The 24,768-nt window shown below is 66.7% G+C and carries 13 protein-coding genes and 1 pseudogene; 12 read left to right on the top strand and 2 right to left on the bottom strand.

Annotated features, from left to right (window positions below):
- Together MFF01_RS21295 and MFF01_RS21290 are read left to right on the top strand one after the other, a co-directional pair.
- Positions 1-190 (top strand): hypothetical protein (locus MFF01_RS21295; RefSeq protein WP_238228398.1); only part of this gene is annotated, 190 nt, incomplete at its 5' end.
- A 106-nt stretch (positions 191-296) separates the two neighbouring features.
- Positions 297-1,988, top strand: a complete 1,692-nt coding sequence (locus MFF01_RS21290; RefSeq protein WP_238228396.1) for a methyl-accepting chemotaxis protein — start codon at positions 297-299, stop codon at positions 1,986-1,988.
- 318 nt (positions 1,989-2,306) lie between these two features.
- On the opposite strand, the pseudogene MFF01_RS21285 reads toward MFF01_RS21290, so the two are convergent.
- A pseudogene (locus tag MFF01_RS21285) lies at positions 2,307-3,109 on the bottom strand (IS5 family transposase); the annotation flags it as partial.
- 139 nt (positions 3,110-3,248) lie between these two features.
- Between MFF01_RS21285 and MFF01_RS21280 the strand changes: the two are divergent.
- Entirely contained in the window at positions 3,249-4,061 is an 813-nt protein-coding gene (locus tag MFF01_RS21280; RefSeq protein WP_238228394.1) for an IS5 family transposase, read from the top strand.
- A gap of 39 nt (positions 4,062-4,100) precedes the next feature.
- Here MFF01_RS21280 and MFF01_RS21275 read toward each other — a convergent pair whose 3' ends face one another.
- Positions 4,101-9,194, bottom strand: coding sequence for a beta strand repeat-containing protein (locus MFF01_RS21275; RefSeq protein WP_238228391.1), 5,094 nt, complete (start codon positions 9,192-9,194; stop codon positions 4,101-4,103).
- Between the two features lie 1,672 nt (positions 9,195-10,866).
- On the opposite strand from MFF01_RS21275, the gene MFF01_RS21270 reads away from it, so the two are divergent.
- The 9 genes from MFF01_RS21270 to otnI all read left to right on the top strand — a co-directional run bounded on the left by MFF01_RS21270 (position 10,867) and on the right by otnI (position 24,510).
- Positions 10,867-13,143, top strand: coding sequence for a response regulator (locus MFF01_RS21270; RefSeq protein ID WP_238228390.1), 2,277 nt, complete (start codon positions 10,867-10,869; stop codon positions 13,141-13,143).
- A gap of 206 nt (positions 13,144-13,349) precedes the next feature.
- Positions 13,350-14,072, top strand: a complete 723-nt coding sequence (bcsS, locus tag MFF01_RS21265; protein ID WP_238228401.1) for a cellulose biosynthesis protein BcsS — start codon at positions 13,350-13,352, stop codon at positions 14,070-14,072.
- A gap of 75 nt (positions 14,073-14,147) precedes the next feature.
- The gene (bcsA, locus tag MFF01_RS21260) at positions 14,148-16,574 is read left to right on the top strand and encodes a UDP-forming cellulose synthase catalytic subunit (protein ID WP_238228388.1); all 2,427 of its coding nucleotides are present in this window, start codon (positions 14,148-14,150) and stop codon (positions 16,572-16,574) included.
- Between the two features lie 105 nt (positions 16,575-16,679).
- The gene (locus tag MFF01_RS21255) at positions 16,680-19,202 is read left to right on the top strand and encodes a cellulose biosynthesis cyclic di-GMP-binding regulatory protein BcsB (RefSeq protein ID WP_238228387.1); all 2,523 of its coding nucleotides are present in this window, start codon (positions 16,680-16,682) and stop codon (positions 19,200-19,202) included.
- Positions 19,199-20,386 (top strand): family 8 glycosyl hydrolase, encoded by a 1,188-nt coding sequence (locus MFF01_RS21250; RefSeq protein ID WP_238228386.1) that lies wholly within the window; start codon positions 19,199-19,201, stop codon positions 20,384-20,386. The genes MFF01_RS21255 and MFF01_RS21250 overlap by 4 nt, the downstream gene beginning before the upstream one ends.
- Entirely contained in the window at positions 20,371-22,335 is a 1,965-nt protein-coding gene (locus MFF01_RS21245; protein WP_238228385.1) for a tetratricopeptide repeat protein, read from the top strand. Before MFF01_RS21250 ends, MFF01_RS21245 begins: the two co-directional genes overlap by 16 nt.
- Before the next feature lie 53 nt (positions 22,336-22,388).
- Positions 22,389-23,351 carry a cellulose biosynthesis protein BcsN gene (gene bcsN, locus MFF01_RS21240; protein ID WP_238228384.1) on the top strand — a complete coding sequence of 321 codons (963 nt, stop codon included), beginning with the start codon at positions 22,389-22,391 and terminating at the stop codon, positions 23,349-23,351.
- Between the two features lie 187 nt (positions 23,352-23,538).
- On the top strand, positions 23,539-23,688 hold the full coding sequence (locus tag MFF01_RS21235) for a hypothetical protein (protein WP_238228383.1): 150 nt from the start codon (positions 23,539-23,541) through the stop codon (positions 23,686-23,688).
- 15 nt (positions 23,689-23,703) lie between these two features.
- A complete protein-coding gene (gene otnI, locus MFF01_RS21230) occupies positions 23,704-24,510 on the top strand; it encodes a 2-oxo-tetronate isomerase (protein WP_238228382.1) in 807 nt (268 codons plus the stop codon).
- Positions 24,511-24,768: the final 258 nt, after the last annotated feature.

Raw genomic sequence — 24,768 nt, 5'->3', positions numbered from 1 at the left:
ACTTTTCAGGAGGCAGGCCATCGGCAACTTTGCAGGCGCTCAAACTGTCGAGGATGACGGTATCGCCGACCCTGAGCACAGGAATCTTGGTGTCGGTGATATAGGCTCCAGCGCTGACGTGTTCATTGCCCGATCAAAGATCGTGTTGGCGGTCACTGCCGTGGTACGCCGGATTTTTGACGTCGAATGAAATGTTCTGTTCCATTGTTCGAAGGAGACGTAAATTTTTTTACATCATTTGTTAGCTCGCATGCCTGCACAGTCATGATTGCCATTGTGTTAAACGGTGCACGATCATGCTGCGCAACACCAACGCCCTGCTCAAATCAATCATTCCGATCCTGCTGATGACGGCGATCTCCAGTGGATTGATTTACTATGCTGTTGCAAAATTCAACGATCTGGCAAAGCAAACGCGCCAGATCGTTGATCTGCAGGCCGTCCGATTGGAAAAAATCCTCAGTATCCGAATAAATGTGAATGAATCCGCGGTCATGACCCGGAACATCATTCTCGAGATGCGTGAGGACCAACTAGTCGGCCACAAGGTACGCTATGACGAGGCGGTGAAGGCATCGCTCGACGCGGCAGACACGCTGATCGCACTGGCGGATTCCCCCGATCGAAAGACAACAAATCAGACGCTCAAGGGCTTGCTCAAGGAGTTCTTCGCCGCCATCGAAACGTCGAACGCGCTCGGTCTCAAGGGCGATAAGCAGGCCGCCGCTCGCCTGCTCCTGACCGATGGAGCGGCGGCCCGTGCCAAGGTCCGGGATTTCGTTCAAAATCGCATCGATCGATTGACGGCCGAGTTGCGGCAGGCGCGCGACAACGTTGAGCAAGCGGCGACCACGATGATGATGGTCCTCATCGGCGCTGCCGTGGCTGGCCTTCTCGGAGCGGTCGCTCTGTCTGTCCTGATCGTCGTCTTGGGTATTACGCGCCCGCTCGGTAGTCTGGTGAATGTTCTGCATCGCATGGCCCGCGGCGAGCTCGACACCGAGATCCCGGAGGCCACGCGCGGAGACGAGATCGGCGCCGTCGGTAAGGCGGTGGAGGGCATCAAGGCCATGGTTGCCCGCAAGGCCGCCGAGGAGGCCGACCTCAAGCTCCGCGCCGACGAGGCCGCTGCGGCCGCGCGGAAGCGCACCATGATCGAGCTCGCCGACGGTTTTGAGCGTGCCGTGGGTGGCATCGTCGGCTTGGTGGGCAACTCGGCCACCGAACTGCAGGCCACCGCCCAGCAGATGACCGCCACCGCCCAGCAGACGGCAGCGCAGTCCACCTCCGTGGCCGCCGCTGCCGAGGAGGCCGCCAACAACGTCAACACCGTCGCGGCCGCCGCCGAGGAGCTAGGCTCGTCGGTGCTCGAAATCAGCCGGCAAGTGACCGGCTCGGCCCATCTCGCAAAGGCGGCGGTGGGCGAGGCGAATCAGACCGCGCACCTCGTCCAGGCGCTTAGCCAGAACGCCGCCCGGATCGGCGATATGGTTGGAATGATTTCTGGCATCGCCAGCCAGACGAATCTCCTGGCGCTCAACGCCACGATCGAGGCAGCACGAGCCGGAGAGGCCGGTCGCGGTTTTGCGGTGGTTGCGTCGGAGGTGAAGGCCCTGGCTGAGCAGACCGCCAAGGCGACCGAGGAGATCGGCCGCCAGATCGGCGAGGTGCAGGGCGTGACCGCTCAGGCGGTGACATCGATCGGCGGTATCACCGGCCGGATCCGAGAGATCGACAGCGTGGCGACCTCGATCGCAGCGGCCGTGGAGCAGCAAGGCGCGGCCACGCAGGAAATTGTTCGCAACGTGGCGCAGGCCTCGGCGGGGACGAACGAGGTGACCGGCAACATCGCGGGCGTGGCCCAGGCCTCGGAGGAGACCGGCACCGCGGCGACTCAGGTTCTGTCGGCGGCCTCCGAGTTGTCGCGTCAGTCCGGGTCCCTCGGGTCTGAGGTCGCCCGCTTCCTCGCGACCGTGCGCGCCGCGTGAGGGTGCAATGGCCGAGATCAGCATCTTCCTGATCCGGCCTGACGGCTCGGAAAAGACCGATCACCGAGTACCCGGGAGGGACCCCAGAGCGATCGGACTATCTTCCGGTCGAGGGCAGCCTTTCACAGGGTCAAGCTGATTAAGCTCCGATCTCAGCTTGCTCGAGTACAACGTACACGTTCCTCAGCGAAAATGCCGAGGGCGCGAGCAATGGCCGTGGATTCCCCCGCCGCTTAGTGGCGTCGGCGGATCTCTCACGCGATCAGGGGTTTCGGCAAGCTTATGCCGGCAAGGGCGTCCGCTGTCTAAGAGCGCCTGACAGAACCGTTTGATCTGGTTGAGGGTGATGAGGCTGGCGGCGAGGCTTGTGAAGGCCTTGGAGATGTCAGCTCTGCGCTCGTGGCGGATGGGGAGGCGTCGGAAGCGGTTGAACCACGCATGGGTTCGCTCCACGACCCAATTGTGACGACCGAGCTTCTCGCTGCTGTCGATGCCGCGTCGAGCGATGCGCGGCACGATCCCCCGTGCCCGGCACTCCTGGCGGCGGGGTCCGGCATCGTAGGCCTTAGCAGCGTGCAGCTTGTCCGGACGGCGTCGCGGTCGCCCGCGCCGGCCGTTGCGCCGGGGCGGGATGGCATCGAGCGCCTCCGCCATCATCGCGCTGTCGTGCCGGTTGGCTGCGCTCAGGCAGAAGCCGAGTGGCGTGCCCCGCGCATCGGTGACAAGGTGGCGCTTCGTCCCCGGCTTGCCCCGGTCCGTCGGGGTTGGGCCGGTGGCAGGCCTCCTTTTTGGGCCGGGACAGACGCGCTGTCCAGGCAAGCCCGGCTCCAGTCGATCTCACCCGCCGCGTGCAGGCGCTCCAGGAGCACGTGATGCAGGCGGCGCCACACGCCCGCCGCTTGCCAATCCCGCAGCCGACGCCAGCAGCTCATGCCGGAGCCGTAGCCCATCTCGGCCGGCAGCATCTCCCAGGGCAGCCCCGAGCGTAGCACGAACAGGATACCCGTCAGCGCAGCCCGGTTCTCGATCGGACGACGCCCACCCTTCGGACGCGGCCGAGGCGGCGGGAGCAGCGGAGCGATCTCATCCCGGAGATCATCGGGGAGAAGCGGTCTGGCCATGCCAAACCAACGCGGAAAACCACTCTCAGTGCCGTTCTGTCAGGCGCTCTAGGAGCCCGCCCGATGATGTTCGACCGGGGTTGAGTGGCCGGGATGGCGGTGATTCCAGAAGGGTGCTGAAGCCTGATCTGGACGTGCCGTGTGGACCCTGACCGATCGCCGGCAGCATAACCGTGCGAACCGTCGATACGAAACCGACCTGACAGATGCGGAATGGGCGGTGATCGCGCCCCTGATGCCGGATCCCGACACGCGGGGTCGTCCGCCCGTCTGGACGATGCGGGAGGTCCTGAACGCGATCTTCTACGTTCTGCGCGGCGGTATCGCGTGGCGGTTGATCCCGAAGGATCTCCCTCCACGCAGCACGACGTTCGGGTACTTTGCCCGCTGGCGGGGCGAGGACCTGTTCGGCCGGATCAGCCACACCTTGGTCATGGCCGACCGTGAGCGGGCCGGTCGCGCGGCGTCGCCGACGGCGGCCGTGCTCGACAGCCAGAGCGTGAAGACCACCGAGCGCGGCGGACCGCGCGGCTACGACGCTGGAAAGAAGGTCAACGGCCGCAAACGCCAGGCCCTGGTCGACACGGACGGGCGCGCCCTCGTGCTCGATCCGCAGGCCGCCGACATCCAGGATCGCGACGGCGCCGGACCGGTGCTGCGCCTGTCGCGGCGGACCTTCGCGTTCATCGTCAAGGCCTTCGCCAATGCCGGCTATGCCGGCGACAGGCCGGCGACCGCCACGCGCGTCACCGTCGAGATCGTGCGCAAACCCAAGGATCGGGTCGGCTTTGCCGTGCATCCACGCCGATGGGTGGTGGAGCGCTTCTTCGGCTGGATCAGGCGCAACCGCAGTCTCTGGAAGGACCCGGAGGCCACACTCGCTTCCGCCCAGGCCTTCCTCTACGCCGCAGCCGTCATGATCCTCATCCGGAGGCTGGGGCGGACGCTCTAATTTATCGGACGGACTCTCACTCTTTGCTGAACCGCCGGATCACCACGTCACATCGAGCCTCGCTCGGGCATTGTAGTTGGAGGCGAGCGTGGGGCCTGTCGTTCGTCCTCCCTCGATCAAGATGCTGACTTGATCGTGCATGCGGATGCGGCCACCGATGCTGTAATCGACCGAGAGGCGGTTCTGGTCCAGGATCGTCGGTGAGATCGTGCCGTTGTCCTTGCTCGCCGTAAGAACGAGGTTGTCGCCGAAGGGCTGCACCAGCGCGACGCGGGTGTAGAGGTTCAGACCGCCCCGGAGGGTGGTGTCATCCTGATAGCCGAGTGTCAGGCCGGCCGTTCCGGAACCGGTCATCAGTTTGTCCGACCGGATGGAGACGCCATTGCTGTCGATGAAGTCCCTGACCACGAAGGTGCCGTATCCGAGGGTCACGTCGGGTGCGAGATAGAGGCCGTCGAGCAGGGCAAACTTCGATCCCAGCGAGACCGCCACATCGCCGGCCAGAACGCTCGTTCGACCACGCGCAGTGTTGCCGAACGCGTTGCCGGAGCCGTAGTCGAGGGACATGCTCGTGAGGCGGCCGATGGCGGCGAGGAAGATGCCGTTGTCGGCAATCCACGTCGAATGAACGCTCGCCGCGATATCGGATGAGAAACCGGTTCCGGTTTCGAAGGAAGACCGGCCGTAGGTCTGCTTCAGCGAGAGGCCGAGGTAGTTGCGGTAGCCGTCATAGTCGAAGCGCCGATCGCTCCGCGAGCTGATCTGGGTGAAGCCCTGCTGGAAGCGTCGGCCGTAGGCGGTGCCCCCCTCAACGGTGCCGACCGAACTGACGACCGACGACGTGATGGCCGGAGCGTTCGGATCGAGACGATAGATGTCGAGATCGCGAAGGGCCTGGAGGGCACCGAAGCGCCAGGAGGTAACGGCGGCGAGGGTCGCGTCCTGTGCGGTTAGCACGGCGTCGGAAGGGCGGATCGCGGCGTCCGCAGCGGCGGTCGCGGCTGCAACCGCGGTCGCGGCCTCGGGCGTGAGAGCCGGAGCCGACGACGTTACCGCCCCGGCCGTGGCGGTCGACGCCGTCGATGTTGCGGCCTCGGGCGCGGCGGTCAACGCGGCCGAAGCCGTGACCACGGCGTTGGCGCTATCCGTCGAGGCCAAGGTGACGGACCGGACCGCGGTGGTGGCCGAGCCCGAACCGATGGTGATGCCCGTCAGGACGATCGTCTTCCCATCGGCGCCCAAGGCGACGTTCGGGGTGTAGCCGAACCGGACCAGGGCGTTCTCGTAGGTTCCGCTCCATTGGCTCGTGACGCCGGCAGCGGCGGCGAACCTGGCGTTGCCGCCCGCGGCGGCGCTCGCATCGACTACCGTGATCGGCGCGGAAGCCGCCACGGTCACACCCGTCCTGAGCGTACCGGCATTCACCCAGGCGGCGTTCTGCAGGACCGGATCGTAGGCGATCCGAATGCCCTGCGTGCCGGCGGCCGTGAACGCGGTGATGCCCGATCCGAAGACGACCTTGTCGGCCGTCCCGCCCAGAATATTGCTGAGGATCGTGAACCGCGCGCCGTCGCGCAGATCGACGGTGGCGCCGCCCGTGGCGCCGCTGCCGATGTTGAGCGTCCGGTACTGATGTGCCGGGACGCTGCCGGGCGCGAAACTCCCCCACGCTCCCGACAGGTCGATCCCGCCGGACGCGCCGAGCACCAGCGCACCGCTGCCGAAATCGTTCGTCACCGTGCCGGTTCCGGTCGGCATCCACTGCGCGCCGTTGAGAACGGTCAGCCGCATGGCGCCGCTGGCATAGGTCGTGGCATCCCGGACGTTCGGGTCGACGGGTGCGACGAGCCGCCCGCGGAAGTAGGAGTCGGACGTGTCGAGGCGCGCCGCGACCGTTCCCGTCGTGGTGTTGCCCCGCGTGGTGAGGTTGGCCGCCAGGATGTCGCCATCGATGCGGACCCGCTGCCCTCCACCCTGGTTCACGGAGATTGCGGCCTGTTGTGCGCTGCCGAGGCTCCATAGGGCATAGGTGCGGCCGGAGCCCGTGCTCGTCGCGCTCACGTCGAGGCCGCCCGCCACCGACACGATGCCGTTCTCGTTGCGGATGCCGTAGGTCGCGCAGGTCGCGCACGTCGTCGCGACGCTCAGGGACGAGACGTTGTTCGCACCGCCGAGGGTCAGCGTCCCGGAGTTACGGACCGCGTTCGCCTCGCCGTTACTCGAGACCGCGACGGTCGTGGCGCCACCGATCGAGAGGGTCGCGTCCGTCTGCGTGTTGTCGAGGCCGAAGGCCGGGCCGGGACCGCTCACCGTCAGACCGGCGTTCCCGCCGATGGCGAGGGTGCCGGCATTCCGGATGCCCGTCACGTTGCCGCCGGTGGCGGTGGCCGACACGGACAGATTCTTGGTGATGGACAGGCCCTGCCCGGTCGCCTGATTGGTGATGCCGGCGACCTCGCGGCTCACGCCCGTGCCGGTTGCGACGAGGGTCGCGTTGCCGTTGACGACGATCTGATTGGACGCACCGCCCCGGTTGTAGATCGCGAAGGTTTCGTAGAGGGGCGCCTGCGTCGTGATCGACAGGTCGCCATTGACGGTCACCCGACTGTCCCGCGACCAAAGTCCTTGCGAGTACCCAGGCGTGCTGGTGCTGATGGTCGTGGCGCCGTTGAAGGTCGCGCTCGATTTGTCGACCCAGACGCCGAGGGCGGCACTGGTGGCCTTGTCCGTCGTCGCGCTGATGGAGGTCGCGCCGTTGACCACGAGGTTGGATCCATCGACCACCCGGACGCCCGTGACGTCTCCCCACGCCCCGACCCGTGTCCGTTGAGTGGCGATGCTCAGGAGCCCGTTGCCGGCGGCACCGACCTGCAGGACGGCGTTCGCACCCTGCAGAGACACCCCCTGGATATTCTGCGCGGTCGTGGTGGCGGTGGTGATCGCGTCGCCGCCGATGAAGTTGTAGACGCGCACGCCGTTGCCGCCCGAGGTCGCCTCGTAGGTGGTGTCGGCGGCGGTGCCGGACAGGGTCGAGGTGAAGGTCTTCGGCGCCGACGTGCCATTGCCGCCCAGGGTAATGCCGGTGAGCACGACCTGCTTGCCGTCCGCGCTCAGAGAGACGACGGGCTTATAGTTGAATTGGACGAGGGCGTTCTCGAACGTGCCGCTCCACTGGCTGATGGCGCCCGCGATGGCCTTGAAGCTCGCGGTGCCGCCGGCGGCCGCGCTCGCGTCGACGATCGTCATCGGGGTCGCGGCCGCGATGGTGGTTCCGCGCCGCAGGGTGGTGGCGTTGATCCACGACGTGTCGCTGAGGACCGGATCGTAGGCGATGCGGATCGACTGCGTGCCGAGAGCCGAGAAGGCGGTGATGCCCGAGCCGAAGACGATCTTGTCGGCCCCGCCGTTCCGCACATCGCTGAGGAGCGTGAACACGGCCCCATCGGCCAGGGAGACGCTCGCACCCGTCCTGGCGGTACTGTCGACGGTGAGCGTCCGGAAGCCATGAGCAGGCGCGCTGCCGGGCGCGAAGCTGCCCCAGGCGCCCGCCATATCGATGCCGCTGCCCGCCCCGACCGTCAGGGAGCCCGTGCCGAAGTCGCTCGTGACGCGCGTGCCGCCCGTGGGCATCCACACGGCCCCGTTGGCCAACGACACGTTGGTCCGGCCGGCGCTGAACACGTCCGTGTCGGCGGTGTCCGGATCGACGTAGCCGAGGACGTTGCCCTTGAGGTAGGACGCGGCCGTATCGAGCTTCAGGTCGGTGACGCCTTCGTAAGATATCGTGCCGCGCAGGTTGGTGCCGGTCACGACGTCGCCATCGATCCGGACCAATTGCCCGCCGGCCTGATTGGCGCTGACCTGCGCGCCCACGCCCGTCGCAAGGTTGAAGATCGCGGTGCGCGCGCCCGTCCCGGTGGTGCTGACCGCGACATCCAGCCCGCCCGCGACGGTGACGACGCCGTCGTTGTTGTTGATTCCGTAGGATCCGCAGGTTGCGCAGTCGACCGCGGTACGCAACGTGACGAGCTTGTTCGGATTGGAGAATGTGACGAGGCCGGTGTTGTCGATGGCATAACTGTCGGTCACGCCCTTGACCGAGACGGACGCAGCGCTTCCGAACGTCATCGTGCCGCCGCGCCCGTAGAGGTTCGAGAGTCCGGTCGGCAGGCCGAAGGGCGTATAGCCGCCCGTATTGGTGACTTTGACGCTGAGATCGCCGTCGATGGCGACGCGGGCGGTCCGATGGGTGTTGCTGATGCCACGGGCCGAGCGCGGGCCCGTGGCGTCCACGTCGGCCGTGCCCGTGACCGTGAGGTAGCCCTGGTTGCGGACGCCCATCACCGTCGAGCCGTAGGATCGGGCCGCGATGGACAGATTGCCGTCGATCGCGATGCGGCTGTTCTGACCATCGTTGTAGATGCCGTGCACGTTGTCGCTCGGCCATATCCCGGAGGAGGCCACGTTCAGGTTGCCGTTGAACCCGATGAAACTGCGTCCGCCACCGGAATTGTAGACGCCTGTCGTGGATTCACCTTTTGCCTGAGCCGAGATATCGGTCTGACCGTTGAAGACGACGTTGCCCTGATAGACCCACAAGGCGCGCCCCCAGCCCGGCGAATAGGCCGTGAGCTTCGTGTCTCCGTTGAACGTCGCGGCGGACTGGTGGACATGCAGGGCGTGCGACTCGCTTCCGCTCCCCGCCGTACCGAACACGACAGCACGATCGGACCGGGCGGAGATGGTGCTGTTGCCATCGACGACGAGGTTGGCGCCGCTGGTCAGGTCGATGCCGAAGGCGGTCCCGAAAGTGGTGAGATCGGAACGGATCGTCGAGATCGCGAGTGATCCCTTGCCGTCCGCCCCGGCGCGAAGAACGACCGGTGAGCCGCCCGCGATGTCGATGGCCGTCATATCCTGTGCGTTGGCCGACTGGGTGCTGATCGCGTCGCCGCTGCCGAACGTATAGGTCCGCGTGCCGTTCGCACCGACCGTCGCCGGATAGCGCGTGTCGGGGCTCGTTCCGGTCAGCGTCGTCGTGTAGGTCGTCTGCCCGACCGCCCGATCGGGCAGTCCTGTGAGCACGAGCACGCCGAGGGGCGCGTATAGAACAGTCTGTCGGATTGCGGACATGGTTCTCGCTCCACAAGGCCCGGCAGCGGACTGCGTCTGGTGGCGGTCTCGATGGCGGAACGCTTCGCTCTGGAGACGCTCGGAGACTCGGCTCATAATCCTACCCGTCATTCGCGCATCGCGGCACGACACATCGATCAGACTTTCAGCATGACTTGAATGTCATGACACCAGACCGTCAAGTCAAAATTAGTCTAAGTTTAGCTACATTTGAAATATAGACCCGCCCAATATCGACCCTCGCGCATTCTTGTCGATATTTATCAACATAATCTATATTATAATGGTTAATGATTTCTTAAATTTATAATCTTTTGTCGGACAATGGAATTGTACTTGTATCGAGAACGATATTGTCTTGCGATCGAGCGAGGATCTACGCGCTCCAGACGACGCGCTTGTCTCTCCGGATGGCGCAGACGGCCGCCCCACACCGAAATAAGGCTACCAATGTGCGAATGACGGGAGACTTCGGCGAGTGTACCCACGCGCTCGAGGCCGCCATGTTCGACCACCGACAGCGAAGCCCGTCGCCGCTCCGACGATAGCCGCTTGGGCCGCCCCTCCCCTCTTGGCTGTCCGTGACGGGTCGGACGCGGGCCCTCGCCGTTCGCACCGGCCCTGGACCGCCAGGGCATCAGGATCAACACCGGTCGGCCTCCCCGCGCTCGCTCACGGGTGTTTTGCCTCCGGCGGACCAAATCTTTACGGCCTGGGCACACCCGGGCGGTAGGTTCACCGCGCAAGCGGGACACACAATGCTCGAACGACTGTTGGACCATCTCAGATATGCCGTCGCCCTCAGGGCGTGCTCGGAACAGGCTCGGCATCCCGCCGAACGCCACCTCTTCATGACCCTTGCTGCGGTGCATGAAGCGCAGGCGCGCAGGGCGATGCGAAAGGTACAGCAGGCTCGATCGGCCAAGGCGGACACCACGACCGTCCCGGATCGCGAACGGCGCGATCCGGCCACGACGGGCATCGGGAGCCGGGCGCGGAATGCGTCGCATGGTCACCCACGAGCCCCCCTGTCAGGGGCACGCCCCCGATATCGGTGAGCCCCCACAACGCCACGGCACGCGCGCGCTTGGCGGCGTTCTCGGCCTCGATCCGCCCGGCCGCCGCACGGACCTCCCCGAGATCGGTGTTGTCGATAGCGGCCTCGGGCGCCCATCCACCCTTAGCCGGAGCGGTCGGAATCGCCGATTGGAAGTCATCGTTCGGTGCAATCTTCGGCTTACGACCGATCGTTATTGAATCCGGCGCGCCGAGCCTGAAGTCCTGAGAATGCGTGCCTGGATGGTAGCGGTTTTCAAGCCCGCGCCGCCAATCCGAGCGCGCACCGGTGAAGCGACGAATTCCGGGCGATACACCTCGTCGGCGCAGCCGGTCGGCCTGTCGCGGGAACTGCGACGCTTCGCACCCCCGGCCCTTCAGGCGGCACCCTGACCGCCCACGCCGGCGGAGGCGGGTCACCCGTGGGACGCTCCTGCACGAGCGGGACGCTTCGATCAGGACGTTGCTCGGCGTACGAATCACAATCCCGAGTGGTATTCGTCGATCGACCGGCAGGGCCAATATTTATGATCTGTTAACCAGTTTTAACGAAAGTCGGATGGTTGGCGGCCCAGCTGTCGGTCGTGCCTGTCTCGCACTCGTGTGCCGCGCTCCAATGAGCCATGGACCCTTTTCCTCGTTTCGCAGTCTTCTTCTCGTCCTGCTCGCGTCGGCGGCGGCCTTGGGCGGCCTGCCGCTCCTGATTCTCGACCCTGGTCCGAGCGGCTTTCAACCTTGCTGCGAGGCCGATCTGCGCATCCGAACGTCATCGATCGCAGAGCGCATCGATCAGGCGCTTCGCTCGGTGGAACGGGATCTCGGTCTCGTGACGGAAAGCTTGGCGATCCATCCGCCCGAGAGGGATGCCGACGGCGCCGACCGTCTGCTCGTGGCATGGCGCAGACTGCGTCCGGAATACGCGGACCTGTTGTTCACGGACCGAGCCGGGCGCATTCTCGCGGCCGCGCATCCGCGCATCATCGGCGCTGATGTCTCCGGCAGTCGATGGTTCGCCAGGGCGCAGGCGGGCTCGGTGATCGGAGAGGCCCCAGCCGAAAGTCAGACCGGCACGGCATCGGCGCGCAACATCATCGTCGCAGCGCCGGTGCGCGAAGGAGGTAGCGCCATCGGCGTCGCGGCCGTGCAACTCGCGCCGGACTGGATCGATGGCGTCGTCGCCGAAGCGAGGCGCGTCCAGCCGGATGCAAACCACCGTCTCTCGATCAGCGTTCTCAATGGCACCGGACACGTTCTCCACAAGTCGGGTCCCGACGTGAGGGGGCCAGAGTTCAGCGCCACGGTGGGTGATGTGAATCGGGGCGGCGTGGGCTGGCTCGTCACCGTACGCATCCCGGAGCCGGCGGCGCCCACCTCACCCGCCTTGGCGCTGCTCTGCGCGATCGTCCTCGCGGCTGCAGCGGGATATCTGATCGGCGGACGGCTCAAACGAAGCCTCGATGTTGCCGAAGCCCTCTGTGGACGAGCGGACACTACCCCTCCCGCGTGTTGGCCGCTGACGCGCGATCTGCACCACCTCACCGCCACGATCCGCTCGGAAATCGAGAGAAGCCTCGTTCGCGAACGGCTTCTGCGAGAAACCCGGGCGGCCCTCGCGCGCAGCCGGGACCGGATTCAGGCATCGCGTGTCCTATCGGGTTCGACCTGCTGGGAGATCGATCTGGCCACCGGGCAGGTCGTCTGGACCGACGGCGATGGCGCACAGGCGGAGCGCGTCTGCGTGCTCGATGACATTCTCGTCCACATCGAGCCCGCCGACCATGCGGTGATTCATCGGGCACTGAGAGAGGTCCATGCGCAGAGTGGAACGGTGCGCGAGATGGTCGTGCGAACGCGCGCCGGCACGCAGCGCATATCCGGACGTCTGCTGGCGCTTCGCATCTCGAAGATGGCCGGACCCAACTCCTCCCGCCTCTACGCCTTGAGCCGGGCCTCCATCGAGCCTGCCGTGAGCGGCCCATCATCCGTCCCTACGCTCAGGCACGCCGAGCATTGGATCGCCCCTTCCATGTTGCGGCGGACCGCGGAGCTGGCCTCGGGCGATGCGTCCGTCGACGGTGGGACGATCTCCGCCGCGACGAGCGACGCTCTGTTCGCGAATGACTTCGCATCCGCCCTGGATCGCATCGTGACGTTTCTGCGCGGGGCGACCCCCGCAGCCACGTCGATCGCCGTATCGCTCGATGCCGATCTGCCGCCTCTTTGCTGCCAAAGAAGCGTTTTGGCCCTTCTTCTCTTTAACCTTCTCGGTGCCTCGGGGGACACCGAGGACACGGACGGGTCCGTCACGCTTCGGATCGAGGCGGGGAGGAGGAACCAGGAGGACGGGATTCACGTCAGCGTGTCGGCAGGCTGCGACCTCTCCATCGGTGAAGGCATGCGCGCCACGCGCTTCCTCGTCGACGAACTCGGTGGCGGCATTGAAGTCGGCGGACATCCGTATGGGTGCGCAGTGACGGTCTGGCTGCCGATGAGACCTCTTCAGGTCGACCTCCGGACGACGACGCGGCTTGACTCGATCCTGGTTCTTGAGCCGGACCCGGCTCTGCGTGACGGTCTGACCCGGATGCTGACGGATCTCGGGTGTGAAATCACATCTGTGCGGGACACCGGGCGTGCCGCCGCCCTGATGGCGACGGACCGGCTCTTCGACCTCATCTTGTGTAGCCATGCCTTACCTGCGACGGACCGAAGCCAACTCGCGGCGATTGCTGCCCTTCAGGAACCTCGCATTCGGCTTTTGACGACCACGACGCGGGATACCCATCGGACAGATGTCCGCCATCCGAACGTCGTCTTCCGTGCGCCGTCAGATCCTGATCTGGTCCGTGCGTCCGCCGAATGGTCACCGCCCAGCAAAGCCAGGGCGGCATGAGACCGGCGCACACCGAGACTCAGGTTTCGAATTGTCGATGCCCTATACACATTGGATTTTATACTTATCACCCACTTGACATCACCGAAACATCATTAATGGACAATTAACCATACTACGCTCCTATGGTGCACCGCACGAAACGCAGTGACGACGCGCGCTCAGGGGGTTGCACCGTGTCCTTCCGTCCACAGACGTTGCCGGCCATGCTCGGCTTGCTCACGGTGACTTCGACGACCGCCGTCGCGGCGGATTGGTATACCGGCGCGGAACGTGAGGTCGCCGGGGAGGAATGGATCGTGGCGGTCGATGCCGGCGCGACGGTCACCACGAACAGCTCCGCGTTCGGCTCACTCACCGCGACCATCGCCCCCGTCGGTCATCTCTTGGAAAGCGGACCTCGCGTGCGCCTCCAGGGCGTCGCCGGCACCTACTCGTATCCGGGCGCGGCGGTCCGGCAGACCGTCACGGGTGTCCAACAGGAAGGTACGGTCCTGCTCGGATACGAATGGATCTGGCAGCAGGCCGCCCTGGCCGGCTTCATCGGCATGAACGTCCGAAGCAACGAATTGTCGATCCTCGATCCCGGCAACCCGGTGGTCGGGACCGGCATCGGCGTGAAGGTTGCCGCCGATCTCTATGTCACGCCAACCGAGAACACGATGCTTGCCGTGAACGCGTCCTATTCGACGCTGTTCAATGCCTATTACGCCCGTGCGCGTGCCGGCATCGCTGTCTCACCAGGCGTCTTCATCGGGCCTGAAGTGACGTTGCTGGGCGATGATTTCTTCAACGGCTGGCGTGCGGGCGGTCACGTCACGGGCTTCGCGATCGGCCCGATGAAGTTCTCCCTCGGTGCCGGCTATGCCTACGATCGGGTGCGCAAGGGTGGATACTACACGAGCATCGATAGTCGAATCGCCTTCTGAGATCGCGCGGTCGGCCCGTCGCAGTCCGGCATCGCTTCCATTCCATCCCACCATCGATCGACATGGACCGGTCGCATGCCGCCGTTTCTCGCACGTACAATCTGGCTGGCCAGTGCTGCGCTGACCTTGCTGCTGCTATCGCAGCCGTTGGGAACCACGGTTCAGCTCGAGATGAGCATCGGCGCCATCGTGCTCATGGGCATCGTCTGGCTGTTCGGCCGGGGGCGCAGGAGCAGGCTGGTCTTTCTCGCCATCGGCAGCCTCGTCGTCCTGCGCTACATCTACTGGCGGCTTTCGAGCACGCTTCCGCCGACCAGCGATCCGCTCGGCTTTGCGATGGGTGTGATCCTCATCGCGGCCGAATTGTATTGCTTCTACATCCTGGCGCTCAGCCTCGTCATCAACGCCGATCCCCTACACCGGGCGCCCGCCCCCCGCGACGAGGACGAAGACCTTCCGACCGTCGACATCTTCGTTCCGAGCTATAACGAAGACCGGCACATTCTCGCGACCACGCTCGCTGCCGCGAAATCCCTCGATTATCCAGCCGGGAAGCTCACCGTTTGGCTTCTCGACGACGGTGGGACGGATCAGAAATGCGCCGATGGGGATGCCGACAAGGCCGAGGAGGCGCGGGCGCGCCGCCAGGTGCTGCAGAGCCTCTGCGCGGATCTCGGCGTCTCCTATCTGACCCGACGCCGCAATCTGCATGCGAAGGCGGGTAATCTCAACAACGGCTTGCAGCATTCGGTCGGCGAGATCGTCGTCGTCCTCGACGCGGACCACGTTCCGTTCCGCTCGTTCCTGCGAGATACGATCGGACATTTCGGTGCCGATCCGAAACTGTTCCTCGTCCAGACGCCGCACGCGTTCCTCAATCCGGACCCGATCGAACGGAACCTGAAGACGTTCGACAGGATGCCGTCGGAGAACGAGATGTTCTACGCTGTGGGACAATGCGGTCTCGACAAGTGGAACGGCTCGTTCTTCTGCGGATCTGCGGCCCTGTTGCGACGCCGCGCCCTCGATGAAGCGGGCGGGTTTTCCGGAATCACCATCACGGAGGATTGCGAGACCGCGTTCGAGCTGCATTCGCGCGGCTGGACCAGCATCTACGTGGACAAGCCCCTGATCGCCGGCCTCCAGCCGGAGACGCTGTCGGCCTTCATCGGGCAACGATCGCGCTGGTGCCAGGGCATGCTGCAGATCATGATCCTGAAGAACCCGATGTTCAAAGGCGGTTTGAAGCCGATTCAGCGCCTCTGCTACCTCTCGAGCATGACGTTCTGGTTTTTTCCGTTCCCGCGCCTGATCTTCATGATCGCGCCGTTACTCTATATCTTCTTCGATATGAAAATCGTCGTCGCCAACGTCGACGAGGCGATTGCCTACACGGCCACATACATCATCGTGAATCTGATGATGCAGAACTACCTCTACGGACACGTCCGGTGGCCGTTCGTTTCCGAGTTGTACGAGTACGTCCAAGGGCTGTTCCTCATCAAGGCGACGGCCGCGGTGATCGCCTCCCCGCGCAAGCCGACCTTCAATGTCACGGCCAAGAACGTCAGCCTCGACCACGATCACCTCTCGCCCCTCGCGCTGCCCTACGTCGTCGTCTTCGCGATTCTCTTCGTGGGAGCGGGTGTTTCGATCTATCGCTACACGTTCGAGCCGGGCATCACGAATCTGATGCTGGTGGTCGGGCTGTGGAACCTGTTCAACCTGATTACCGCCGGCGCTGCCCTGGGCGTGGCGGCCGAACGGCGTCAATCCGAGAAGGCCCCCTCCCTGCCCGTCGATCGGACGGCCGTTCTGACGCTCAACGGCTCGGCCATCGATGTTACCGTCGAGCGTATCTCGAGCGCGCGCTGCCGGATACGGATGGACGCGATCGTTCCCATGCGGCGCAGCGACGACGGGTCCATCGGCACCCTGTCGGCCCGCGACCACGGCCCCCTGCCGCTGCTCAGCCATGCTCGCGCGATTCCGGTCCGCGTGGCCGGCGTGACGGCGGCCGGCGAGGAATCCGTCTGTGAGCTCGTCTTCGAAACCCTCACGCCCGGCAGTTACCTTGCCCTCGCGGATCTCATGTATGGCGACGCGGAGGCGATGACCCGCTTCCAGCAGCGCCGTCGCGGCCACAAGGGGCTGGTGTCCGGCACGGTGCAATTCATCGCCTGGGGGCTGATCGGGCCCTTCCGCGCCTTCGCCTATATGATGAGCGGATCGGCGCTGCGGCCAACGGCCGAGGCCGATCCCGCTCCCACGCAGCGGCGTGAGCGGCTCCGTGCGGTCGACCGCACGGTACCGGCCGATCCGGCGCCCGTCCAACGCAAGGCGGAGAGGCACGAGGAGGCTGATCTCACGCCGCGCCGAGCCGGGGAAGCGGCGAGCTGGCGCCAGATGATGGCCGATGCGGCGGACACGACCATCGGTTCCGAGCAGCGTCGGCGAACTTCGGACGGACCGGTGCCAGCGCCGGCGGGGCTGTCCGGTTGATACGCCCCGGCAGTGGAGCGGACGGCGGTCCACCGCCGGGGCGCCACGACCTCCGGGATAATCCACACAGAGCCAAGTTTTCAGCCTCGAGACCGAGCCCTGCTCATGCCCGTCAAATCCTTTCAGCGCCTCAAGCTGCAGCGTCTCTCGGCGCTGACCCTGACAGGCTTGTGCATCGCGGCCGCTCAACCGGCATGGGCGCAGAGCTTCCTCGGCCGCAGCGCACCGAAGCTGCTCACCGTTCCCGACTCCGCCTCCCCCTCCGGTTTGCCCGGAGCGGCCCGCGCCGAGAGCGAGACGACGACAGCTTCGGTTCCACCACTGCCACAGCGCTCGTTCCACGTATCCGCGACGGGCCTGCGCCTCAGCGGGGAGGAAAGCAGCCTGCAATGGCCGGTCTACCTCACGGAGGCTCAGGCCAGGGAGCCGACCCGCCTGCGCATCGGCTATCTCGCCGCGATCTCGGTGGTGCCGGACACCTCCTTCCTGACGGCGACGGTCAACGGCACCGCCATCGGCCGGAGCGAGATCAAAGCCCCCGGCGCGATCCGGATCATCGAGTTCGACATCCCCGCCGATCTTCTGAAAGCGGGCTACAATGCCGTCGCGATCACCGGCGTCCAGCGGCACCGGGTCGATTGCTCCCTCGACGCGACCTATGAACTCTGGACTCAGATCGACCCGGCCTGGACCGGCCTCGTCTCCACGTCGGGCAACGCGGTCGCCGCATCTCTCCGGGACCTGCCGGCCATCGCGCCGGACGGGCGCGGGGTCGTCCCGATCCGCATCGTGCTTCGCAACCGTCCCGGCTTCGGCACCTTCGAACGTCTCATCGGCCTCGTCCAGCGGCTCGCGCTCGCCGGAGGGTTCGGCCAAGTCGCCGTCGAGTTTGCGGCCGAGGCTCAAGGTCCGGCAGGCCTCGACATCGTCGTGGCAGACACCAATGCGGGTCTCGGTCGCCAACCGTTGATCTTCGAACCCGCGCAGGGGGAACGCGCGGCACGCATCGTCCTTCCCGGCGATTCACCGGCCGACATCGAAGCCGCCATCCAGATCGTCGGCGGGACGACGACGCGCGAACCGACGGGCAGTCCGGCGGGGCTTCGGGCCCTCGCCCTCACGCGTGGCGTTCCGGCTGAGGTCGGCGCGGTCCAGCCTCTCGCGGCCTTCGGCCTGGAGAGCCGGGACTTCGCCGGCCGCCTGTTTCGCACCGGCTTCGACATGACCCTGCCGACGGATTTCGTGCCAGCCGATTACGATAGGATCACGCTCGATCTCGCGGGGGGCTATGCGGCGGGCCTCGACCTCGGGGCTCAGGTGATCGTGGATATCAACGGGCGCAACGTCGCGAGCATGCCGCTCGCGCGAGCGGGGGGCGAGATCTTCCGCGACGCGACGATCGCGCTGCCCCTCAGCCGGTGGCGGCCCGGGCGCAATCGGGTCGAGATCAAGGCTCTGTTGCCGACGGCGTCCGATCGAGCTTGCGGCGAAGGACCGGCGCGCCAGCGCTTCCTCATCCTCAACCGTTCGACCCTGGCGGTGCCGCCGCTCGCCCGGGCCATGCGTCTTCCGGATCTGGCCTCGACCCTCGGGCGCGGTCTGCAGACGATCGCACCGGGCCGCCGCCCCCGCCTCGTCGTGCCGGCGCCGGACCGCGACTCGATGGCAGCGGCCGCGACCCTCGCCGTCAAGATGGCCCTGGCCGCCGACGGACCGATCGATTTCGAACTCGCCAACGACAGGGTTCTCGGGGGTCGGGCACCCACCATCGTCGTCGCACCCGCCCGCGCCCTCGATCCTGGCATCCTACGGAGCACGGGTCTCGATCCGGATCAGATCCGCGAGATCTGGCAGGGGCGGGCGGCGACGCCGACGCTCGGCGAGCCGACCGGTCGTGTCCCGATCATGGATGGGGCGAGCCTCGACCGTCTGCGCAACGGCCTGCCGCCCGCCTGCGCGCTTCCGGCGGCGGCCCCCCGGCCCGCCGGCACCGTGCCGCCCCGCAACTGGCCGGATGCCGACGCACGGCGCGAGCGCGATCTCGTCGCCGATTGGAACGGCACTCCGCCATCCCAAGGCCGTCTCGCCGATCAGCTCACGCGCATTCCCGCCAGACTCGCTGCCGCCGCCCACGAGGGGTGGGCGACCGCCACGACCTGGGTCGGCGATCAGGTCCGCGAGGCCGATATTCCCGTGGAGGCTCAGGCCTCCCTCGTCGTCAGCCAGGGTTTGATGGGCCGCGATCCGGCCGGATTGCTGACCGTCTTCACCGCTCCCAATGCGGCGAGCCTGCAAGCGTCGGCCGTCTGTCTGACGACGCCCGCGATCTGGAATCGCCTCGAGGGCCGGCTCGCCACCCTCGACGCCAATACGGGAGCCCTCACCGTCCACGAAGCAAAGCAGGTCCGCTTCCTGGAGAATGGCCCTCTGTCGCTGGCGAATCTGCGCCTCGTCGTTGCCGGCTGGTTCTCGACCAATCCCAGCATCTTCTCGCTGATCCTCTTCGCTGCGGCGATCAGCCTTGGCCTCAGCACCTCCACGATGCTGCGCAGCGTCGGCCGCGTCGATCGCGACGGCGGCGGCTCCACGCCCAAGAACGGGAACCGGGGGCGGGAGGAGAAGCGATGATGCGGTTTCGAGCGTACACCCTCGCGGCGGCTGCCCTCATGACCACGGGCCTCATCCTCGCGAGCGCGGCCCCCTCGGTCGCCGCCAGCGAAGTCAAGCCTGGCGAGATCGCAGGAACGGAGCTGCAACCTTCGGACGCGAAGCGTGGGAAGCCGGCAAATGCCGAACCCGCCGAATTTCTGCCCCTGCACAACAGCCTGGGCAGCACGGCGGCCTGGCGCAGCTACAAGGCGCGTTTCGTCACCGATCAGGGCCGTGTGGTCGATACGGGGAACGGTCGCATCAGCCATAGCGAGGGGCAGGGCTACGGCATGTTGCTCGCCGTCGCGGCTGGGGATCGCGAGACCTTCCAGCGCGTCTGGAGCTGGACGCGTGCCAATCTGATGGTGCGCGACGATGCCTTGCTCGCCTGGCGTTGGGAGCCGGACAAGCGTCCCGCCATCGCGGACATGAACGATGCCACGGACGGCGACATTCTGGTCGCCTGGGCGCTTGTCGAGGCGGGCGAGGCCTGGTCGGATGAGGGCTACCGCCTCGCCGCCCGACGCATTGCCGTCGATGTCGCACGACGGACGGTCTTGTTCCGCACCGACGGCCCCTCTCTGCTGCTTCCAGCCATGAGCGGCTTCTCGGCCGAGGACCGCGCCGATGGACCGGTCGTCAACCTATCCTACTGGATCTTCCCGGCCTTCCCGCGCCTCGCCACGGTCGCGCCGGAGTTCGAATGGGCGCGTTTGAGCGCCGCCGGCCAGGAACTCGTCCTCCAGGCCCGGTTCGGCCAAGCCCGCCTCCCCACGGAGTGGATCGCGATGCGTGGCGGCCAGCCTCAGCCCGCCTCGGGATTTCCCGCTCACTTCTCCTACAACGCCGTGCGAGTGCCGCTCTATCTCGCCATGGCGGGAGTCACAGAGCGTCGCTATTACGAACCTCTGCTCAAGCTCTGGGCCGAGCCCGATCCGGCGGGACTGCCGATCATCGACACCGCCAGCGACGCCGTAGCGGGACGCATGAGTGAACCCGGCTACGCGGCGATCCCGGCCCTCGCGGCCTGTGCGGTCTCGGGCACGCCCCTGGCCGCAGGGCTGCTGGAGCCGACCCCGACGGAAAACTACTACCCGGCCACGCTCCATCTCCTGGCCCTCGCGGCCGCCAACATGAGGTACCGGCCATGCCTTGGACGGTAAGTTCACAGCGCAAAGGTGCCCCCGCCCTCCTCGCCCTCGCCGGCACGTTGGGCTTGGCCGTTCCCGCGCTGGCGCAGCCCGCCCCCGTTCGCACCGGTGTGCTGCAGTTCAACGAACGGCACGCCCCGGTCATCCTCGAGACGCCCCAGACCTCGGCCGGAGGCGCGGAGATCATCGACGAGAGTGCCCTGCGCTACTACGCGGCCCAGCGTCAGGGCGAGCGTGTCCAGGCCGAGATCGCGCGCCTGAGACGCCGGTATCCGAACTGGACCGTCCCGACCGATCTCGACACGCTCAAGCCGAGCCCGCCCGAGGAGGCTCCGATGTGGGACCTCTTCACGGCGGGCCGCTTCGACGAGTTGCGCGCGGCCATCGCGGTTCGTCAGTCGGTCGATCCCGGCTGGCAGCCGTCAGAGGACCTCGCGCTGAAATTGAACCGTGGAACGTTGCGCAGTGCCGCCCGAGCCGCGGCCCGGGACGGGGCCTGGAGCGAACTCATCAGTCGAGTGAAGGCATCGCAGGAAAATATTCAGACCCTCGATATCGATATCGCCTGGACCCTCGCGGAAGCCTATGCGCGCACCGGCGACCGCGCATCCGCCGTCGCGCTGTATCGAACGCTCCTGACGGACCAGTCCGATCCGGCGTTGCGCCTCGCGACGCTTCAAAAGGCAATGGCGTCTCTTCCGATGTCCTCAGTCGAGCCGCTGCTGGCCCTGGGGCGGCAGGGCGCTGCCGGAGCGGACGAGTTCCAGGGTCTTCGCCACGACATCACGCGGGCCCGAATCGTGGCGATTCTCCATGGAGAGACGGCCGGACGCATCGAGGCAGCCGATCTCGCGGCCCTCGGCGAACAGACGCGTCGCGTCGGCGACCCATCGCAGATCGCGCTCCTGGGCTGGTTCGCCTATCACCGCCGCCAGTTTCGAGAGGCCCTCGATTGGTTCAGGGCAGCGCAGAGCCGCGGTGGCGGCGACGCGGCGGCGGCGACCGGACTGACTCTCTCCCTGCGCGAAATGGGACAGGACAGGGAGGCGGAAGATCTCGCCTTCGCGTGGCGAAGCTCGACCGTCACGAACCTCACATTGTACCTCGACATGATGGAGCGGCGTCTCTCCGAGGGGCCGGCGGCGGCCGTCGAGCCCGAACGGCTCGACCGTTTCGCCAAGGTCGTCCTTGCGGCGAGCGCTCCGGATGGCGCTCAGGCCTTGGGATGGTATGCCTACAACGCCTGCCAATTCGAGGCCGCTGCCGAGTGGTTTCAGCGGGCCGTGAGCTGGCGGCCCCGTGAAGCCTCCGTACTCGGCTATGCCTTGAGCCTCTCACGCCTGAAGCGGACCCGGGACTACCTCGAGATCGTCAATCGCTACGATGGATTGTTCCCGAAGGTTGTCGACCTCGTCTTCGAGGAGCCGCAAGCCCAAGCGAGCACCGCGGGGCCGTGTGGTCCGGTGGCCTCGCTTCAGCAAGCCGGCCCCGTGGCAGCGCCACGCGTCAAGGTCCCGAAGCCGAATGGAACCGCTGCCGTGAAGGTGGAGCGCCCGCCCGCCGTGGCACGCGGCGAGTTTCCCATTGCCGTGCCACTCGAGAATCCCCTGCGCTTCGGAGAGGGGACGTCCGTACCGGCACGGGTACGGGATGGGGAATACCTTCGCGAGCCGCGCGGGGCCCAGCCCCTCATCGCCCGGCGGGTCATCGGCGTCGGATCGATGCCCTACGAACGCTATGGGTTCACACTTCTCCCGAGCTGGACCGGTATCGCCCGGGTAAGTCTCCAGGCCGGACCGCCGACCCCGCCGATCGGTACCCTCGCGCAGGCGGATGCCGGCATCTTCGTCCAGTCCGCCACCGCCCGGCCGCTCCAGCCTCGCGACGGCGACCGCTTCGGTCCGTTCGATACGACCACCATCGGCCGGACCAGTTCGAAAGTCGGAGGACAGGATCAGTGAGCGGCCTCGTACCCTTCCGCCATCGCCCGCGCGCCGCGACGGCGAGAGCCGTGATGCGAACAGCCTCGATCCTCCTGGGACTGACGCTGGTCGGGGCCTGCCAAACCGCGACGGCGCGCCGGACGAGCCCCCGTTTCGAGACGGCGTTCAGCTCCACGGGAGCGATCAGCCCTCGCCCCCTCGTTTCGGTCCCCAACAGTGGGCCGGTGACCTCCGTCGAGGAAACCCGCTCGTCCGCCGGCTTGCGCCAGCGTATCCTGTTCGGGCAATCCCGCGACCGGATCGACGTGACCATCGCCTCGGACCGGACCTGGGATGATCCGGCCATGGCGAAGCCGAGCCGGGCCGGGATCACCGCCGAGCTTGCGACCCTCGACGGGTCCTACCGCGTCCTGCGTCAGCCGGTGCAGAATGCCTATGGCCCCCTCGGCGTCGCCGTGAGCGAGCACTGCGCCTACGCCTGGCAGTGGATTGATGCGCTTCAGCGGGTCGAGCTCGGACACGATGCGCTGCGCGGACCGGTGGCGGTCTCGTTGCGGGTGCACCATTGCCGGCCTCGGTCGACGAATGCCGACGCATTGCTGTCTGACCTCACGAGAATACGGCTTGGCGTTGTCGCGGATGCGCCGGCGAGCAGGTCCAGGCTCCGCGCGGCACGCCCGAGACCGCCGGCGGCATCCGCCGAGGTGATCCGACCGAGCGTCGCACCGAGCGCGCCAGCGAGCCCCCCCTCGGTGGTGGTGAACAGCAGCCGTACCCTCGTGAACCTGCCGCCGACCACGGCGACGCAACCCTATCTGGTGCAACCCGCGCCGCCGCCGGCCGAGCCGGCCATTCCGCTGGTGCCCCGCCCCTCGGCCACGGGTGGCGCCTCCGATCGAGCCCGCTTCCTCACCGATGCGATGCCCGCTTCCAGCCGTCCTGCGACTCCCACATCGCAGACGTCGCAATCCGGATCGAACGAGCAGCCGGTGCGCGCCGCCAGCGGATCGAAATCGCCACCACCCGGATGGTAGACCTCGATCCTCTCCGCTGACCGCCGTTTCCCTGCCAGGGCAGGATGACGCAAAGTCCACGAGGTCACCACCGCCTCGGCCGGCCCTTCCGGACGGTCCGAGCACCGCTTACCGCCCGAATTCGACGGCGGGCACAGCCCCGGGTACGCCGTCGGCATCTTCGCGATGAATCTCGGGATCGTACCGTATGGGGCGCGGGCGCGGACGATCCGGTGGCGGCGGCCGCCACTCTCCACACGGTTCGGTGGCGTCCCGTGCCGGCATGGGCCACGCCGCCGCCACCCTGGCACGCCTGGACATCCGGGTCGCCGGCATCACCCGGCCCGCCGGGGCCTGACGGAGTTTGTGAAACATGCCGCGCTTTGCCGCCAACCTGACCCTGATGTTCACCGAGCGGCCGTTCCTCGAGCGATTCGAAGCCGCCGCTGAGGCCGGGTTCACGGCCGTCGAGTTTCTGTTTCCCTACGAGCATCCCCCGGGAGCCATTGCCGAGCGGCTGCGGACGTTCGGGCTCACCCAGGCGCTGTTCAACCTGCCGCCTGGCGACTGGGCGGCGGGCGAGCGCGGCCTCGCGGCCCTGCCCGACCGGTTCGAGGAGCTGAGGGCGGGCGTCGAGACGGGCCTCCGCTACGCGAAGGCCACGGGCGTCGCGCGGCTCCACCTGATGGCCGGGGTGGCGCCGGCCGACGATTCGCAGGCGCAGGCCGCCTATCGCCGCGCCGTCGCCTGGACCGCCGAGCGGCTGGCGCGCGAGGCCCTCGACCTCGTGTTGGAGCCGATCAACGCCCGCAACATGCCGGGTTATTTCCTGAACGATTTCGATGTCGCCGCTCGCCTGATCCGGGATCTCGGCCTGCCGAACCTGAAACTGCAGTTCGACCTCTACCATTGTCAGATCCTGCACGGGGACGTGACCATGCGCCTGCGGGCGCTGATGCCGATGGTCGGGCATGTGCAGACCGCGAGCGTGCCGGGCCGCCACGAACCCGGCACCGGCGAGATGAACGATGCCCGCCTCTTCGCCGAGCTCGACAGCCTCGGCTACGACGGCTTCGTCGGTTGCGAGTACAACCCTGCCGGCGGCACCCGCGAGGGCCTGGGCTGGTTCGAGGCCTACCGTGCCTCCCAAATCCGGCAGCCGCCTTCGGAGGCCCCCTGATGACCATCGCCCTCGGATCGTCTGCAGACGAAGATTCGGCGTCCCGAATCTTGCCGACAGGCTGACCATGGCGGCCCTGCGCCGGGTGCCGATCATCGGCAACCTCGCCGGGCGATCGGGCAGGCGCGGGAAGTCCATCGATTACCCTGTTCGACGGCACCTCGAACAGCGCGCATCCGAAGAAGATTCCCGCACCGGTCGAGACGTTTGCGCTCGAAACGCCGATTGCAGCGGACGGCGGGCCGGAAACCCGATCTC

The organism is Methylobacterium adhaesivum, assembly GCF_022179065.1.
Classification (GTDB): Bacteria; Pseudomonadota; Alphaproteobacteria; order Rhizobiales; family Beijerinckiaceae; genus Methylobacterium; species Methylobacterium adhaesivum.
This window is presented reverse-complemented; position numbering and strand designations above follow the sequence as displayed.